Origin of the sequence: uncultured Roseibium sp., from assembly GCF_947496995.1 — a bacterium.
GTDB lineage: Bacteria > Pseudomonadota > Alphaproteobacteria > Rhizobiales > Stappiaceae > Roseibium.
Genome location: NZ_CANMFD010000013.1, coordinates 1 through 3,065, shown reverse-complemented (window position 1 = coordinate 3,065; position 3,065 = coordinate 1). Strand labels below are relative to the sequence as shown.

The following is a 3,065-nucleotide window of genomic DNA, read 5'->3' as shown; positions in this document are numbered from 1 at the left end:
GTAAGCGGCATCTGGGGCCCACCTTGTTCAGGTACGTCATGATCTCCGACTGAACACGCGTTGCCCCAGAACTGTTGCCTGCTTTCACGGAGGATGCCATAAATCTAAGAATCCAAAATTCCGCCGGAGACTTCATGAAAGCCTACACGGAATTCGCTTTTGTCTTCGTGCACAGTTACAGCAGCGCTGCTGGAAACTGGTTGGCAGTGATGGAGGGCACGGGCAGCAAGATGGGCCGTCTGCCCACGGCTTTCGCTTTAGCTGAGGCCTTTTCACTAAGCGTTGTCGCTGACGACGCGATTGATTCGGACAATCAAGACTTGCTGCGGCGCTGGCGTGTAGAGAATTTCGGTCGAGCGCGCAATACACGTGATGAAATACTGTCGGCGCTGGCAGAGGCCGGGTCGGCTGGTGTCATTTTTGTATCTTCGCCGGATCATTTGCCGCGAGTCGTGCGAGAGGCGCTGACCGCTAGGGAACAGGGATGCCTATTCGCAGCTTCTGAAGTCCCCTTCTCTGACAATGGTCCGGCCGCAGTCAAAATCGAAGAGCCGCCACACGAATTGATCAGCGCACGATGTGATTGATGTAAGCGTTTACAGCGCCTCTCAAAATATCAGCATCACGGCTTGAAGTTCCATGGCAGGAGTTCGTCGATCCTGCTTTTCGGATGACCGCCAGCAATGGCTTCGAGGGTGGCCTTGAGATAGGCGAAGGGCTCAGCGTTGTTGATTTTCGCGGTCTCGATGAGGGAAGCGATGCGGCCCCAGGTGCGGCCGCCCTCGTCATGGCCGGCGAACAATGCATTTTTCCTGTTCAGAGCAATTGGCCGGATCAGATTCTCGACACTGTTGCTATCAATCTCGACACGGCCGTCGTGGAGGAAGGTCTGCAAACCGTCCCAGTGACGATGGATGTAGGCAAGCTTCTCGCCGAGACGGGACTTGGCGGAGACCCGGCGACGTTGCTCTTGCAGCCATTGTCCGAAGGCGGCGACCAGAGGCGCGGTGCGGGCCTGCCGGGCCGAGAGCCGCTGCCCGGGCGCCGTTCCGCGGATATCGGCCTCGACCCTGTAGAAGTCAGCGATCCGGCGCAAGCCCTCGGCTGCGATTTCGGAGCCATCGCGGTCGAACACTTCCTTCAATTTCCGCCGTGCGTGTGACCAACAATGCGCTACGCGGATCGGATCGCCGCCCTTGCGGGACGGGCGCGTCAGGCAGTTGTAGCCCTGGTAGCCGTCAAGTTGCAGGACCCCGTCGAAGCCACGAAGGATTTTCTCCGCGTTTTCTCCGCGACGGTCGGACGCATAGAAGAAGACCACGCCGGGTGGATCGTCCCCGCCCCAGGCCCGGTCGTCTCGGGCCAAGGCCCATAGATACCCGGTTTTCGTCTTGCCGCGGCCCGGATCCAGCACCGGCGCCGTGGTCTCGTCCATGAACAGCTTGGTCGACACCTTCAGATGCTCGGCCAGCCGGTCAACGACGGGTGCGAGGTGGAACGCGGCGGTGCCGACCCAATCCGCCAGCGTGCTCCGATGGATATCGATGCCCGACCGGGCAAGGATCTGGCTCTGCCGGTGCAAGGGCAAATGGTCCGCGTACTTGGCAACCAGAACATGCGCAATAGCGCCTTCCGTCGGCAGACCGCCTTCGATGAGATGCGCCGGTGCCGGCATCTGGGTGACGCCGTCGGTACAGGCGCGGCAGGCGTATTTGGGGCGGACGGTGACGATCACGCGCAGCTGTGCGGGCACGATGTCGAGCCGCTCCGTGCGATCCTCGCCAATCTTGTGCATCACCCCGCAACCGCAGGGACACTCAAGACTGTCAGGCTCGATCAAACGCTCGATGCGGGGAAGGTCCTTCGGCAGGTTGCCCCGATTGCGACGGGCAGGACGGCGGGTTCTGCCCTCGGAAGGGCGCTGCTCGTCTTGGCTCTCTTCGACCTCGGCGATGGCAGTCTCGAGGTCTTCGAAAGCCAATTGCCGTTCATCTTCGCTGAGCTTTTCCGACCTTTTGCCGTGAACCGCGTGGTTCAACTCCGCGACCAGGTGCTCCAGGCGCTTGTTGATCTCCTTGAGCGCATCCCTTTCGCGCAGGAGCGCGGCGACAGCATCACGCTGGTCAGCGGGGATCGCGGAAAGGTCGATGGCGACGGTGGAAGGCATGGGCCGAGAATAGCCCGGGACCGCTCCGGATGCCCGCCATTTCCGGCACCTGATTCATTCTGCCGCAGCCGGAGAACGAGCCTCCAATGCCTTCACCTTGCGCCAGTCCAGGCCCGAGAACAGCGCCTCGAACTGGGCATGGTTCAGCGACATCATACCATCCCGAACGGCGGGCCAGGTGAAGGTCGTATTTTCCAGCCGCTTGTAAGCCATGACCAGGCCGGTGCCGTCAAAATACAGGAGCTTCAAGCGGTCGGCTCGCCTGGACCGGAACACAAAAACCGTGCCGGTGAACGGGTCCTTGCGCAAAACGGACTGGACCAGGGCGCTTAGCCCATCATGTCCTTTTCTGAAGTCGACTGGCTTTGTCGCCACCAGGATACGCACACGGTTCGAGGGGAAAATCATGATCCACGCCCAAGAGCGCGCACGATCCCAGCAATCCTGTCCGGGCTCACGGAAGCTTCCAGCCGGATTATGGTTCCGCCGTAAATGATCTCCACCGCGGCCAGCGGCTTCGCATCCTCTTCAACGGGTGCCGGAGACGGTTCCAGAACGGCCGGTACAAACTCCGCTCCCGGAAGATCCGGCACCACAAGTTTGCCCTCCCGCGCCAAACGACGCCATGCCGAGAGATGGTTGGGCTTCATGCCGACACGCCGGGCGACCTCGTTCACTGTCACCCCGGGAAGATAGGTCTCCGCGACAAGCTGCCCCTTCACTTCATTGGGCCAACGGCGCATTCCCGTGTCGCGCGGCAAAATCTCATAACCGCATACGGACTCCATATGGAGCTCTCTATGGACTCCCAAACCTGCCTCCATTCCCAAATCGACAATGGGTATGGATTCCAGCATCACGACGGGAGCGAACAGGTGGGGTCCAGCCGCCGCTTACA

General features: G+C 60.8%; 4 protein-coding genes. 1 reads left to right on the top strand and 3 read right to left on the bottom strand.

All coding sequences use genetic code 11. The annotated features are described in order from the left end of the window. Positions 1-134: 134 nt before the first annotated feature. Complete coding sequence (locus Q1B40_RS24650; protein WP_299821253.1) at positions 135-587, top strand: hypothetical protein; 453 nt, start codon at positions 135-137, stop codon at positions 585-587. Between the two features lie 35 nt (positions 588-622). Here the strand turns inward: Q1B40_RS24650 and Q1B40_RS24645 are convergent, their stop codons facing one another. From Q1B40_RS24645 to Q1B40_RS24635, 3 genes are read right to left on the bottom strand one after another with little or no spacing between them, the layout of a single operon-like run. Next, entirely contained in the window at positions 623-2,167 is a 1,545-nt protein-coding gene (locus tag Q1B40_RS24645; RefSeq protein ID WP_299821250.1) for an IS66 family transposase, read from the bottom strand. A gap of 54 nt (positions 2,168-2,221) precedes the next feature. Continuing rightward, complete coding sequence (gene tnpB, locus Q1B40_RS24640; protein ID WP_299821247.1) at positions 2,222-2,575, bottom strand: IS66 family insertion sequence element accessory protein TnpB; 354 nt, start codon at positions 2,573-2,575, stop codon at positions 2,222-2,224. After that, positions 2,572-2,955, bottom strand: coding sequence for a transposase (locus Q1B40_RS24635; protein ID WP_040440190.1), 384 nt, complete (start codon positions 2,953-2,955; stop codon positions 2,572-2,574). The genes tnpB and Q1B40_RS24635 overlap by 4 nt, the downstream gene beginning before the upstream one ends. Positions 2,956-3,065 lie beyond the last annotated feature (110 nt).

Excerpts from the sequence above, each read along its gene's own strand:
- Q1B40_RS24650 (WP_299821253.1), top strand. The coding sequence starts at position 135 with ATGAAAGCCTACACGGAATTCGCTTTTGTCTTCGTGCACAGTTACAGC.
- Q1B40_RS24645 (WP_299821250.1), bottom strand. The coding sequence starts at position 2,167 with ATGCCTTCCACCGTCGCCATCGACCTTTCCGCGATCCCCGCTGACCAG.
- tnpB (WP_299821247.1), bottom strand. The coding sequence starts at position 2,575 with ATGATTTTCCCCTCGAACCGTGTGCGTATCCTGGTGGCGACAAAGCCA.
- Q1B40_RS24635 (WP_040440190.1), bottom strand. The coding sequence starts at position 2,955 with ATGGAGTCCGTATGCGGTTATGAGATTTTGCCGCGCGACACGGGAATG.